1 protein-coding gene and 1 pseudogene are annotated in these 863 nt (G+C 47.4%); both read right to left on the bottom strand.

Annotation, left to right across the window (positions count from 1 at the left end):
• Positions 1–648 (bottom strand): annotated as a pseudogene (locus R8O11_RS26250) (hypothetical protein); the annotation flags it as partial.
• A 3-nt stretch (positions 649–651) separates the two neighbouring features.
• The coding region (locus tag R8O11_RS26245; RefSeq protein WP_318194744.1) for an alanine racemase C-terminal domain-containing protein at positions 652–863 on the bottom strand (212 nt) is incomplete at its 5' end.

The raw sequence follows: 863 nt of genomic DNA, 5'->3' as shown, positions 1-863 counted from the left end.
CAAAGAGGTATGCGAGCCTCGGGTCGTGTTACGTGCGCTATCGCGGTTGTCCCAATCAAAACCCAATGTAAAACCGTAAGCTTGCTCTTTCCTATCATTGTATACATCCAACGCTCGTGATGAATAAAAAGGCGTCAGCAGGATAGAGCTAACGCCCGACGCCAAAGGCGATGCATAGCGAACGTCGCGGCTGGGTAGAAACGCGCCTTTCAAACCATGATCTTTCACCGCGCCCCACGGCAACAGGTATTTGAATTCGAACTTATACTTTTGCTCATCACTGTTTGTGATCGTCTGAGATTCAAACGACGAGTTGTTATCGCCTTGCTCACCTAAGTAATAGGGACTGTCATTAAAACGAGCTTGGTACATCTGAGTACTGAACAGCACATTGGGGGAGAGCGCATAATTAAATGCAGAGAGGAAACCAATATAGCTGTCTTTCTCCGAATACAGCCCCATACCAAATAGTGCAGCTTGAGGCTGACCAACCCCTTTAGCAACCCCCGCAACTCCAACGGTACTGCCCAACGTATCGGTACTGAAATAGAACGGGACAAAGGCTGAGTCTTTCTCTGAACTTAGCGCCGGAGCAGACAAAAAAATGCTGGCAGAAAGTGCCAGCATTGAGGTGATTCGTTTATTCATGGATTACTTGGTATATTCCATTTCGACACGAGGCGTCAATTTGGTCACCAACTCATAAGCTATCGTACCAATGTGATTCGCAACCTCTTCGACAGGTAATTCTTTACCCCAAAGAATCGCTTCGTCACTGACCTTATCTGTGGCATCAGGACCTAAGTCTACCGTCAGCATATCCATTGATACTCGACCCGCAATCGGTACTGTACGCCCATTCA

This window comes from Vibrio sp. 1288 (genome assembly GCF_033344475.1).
This window is presented reverse-complemented; position numbering and strand designations above follow the sequence as displayed.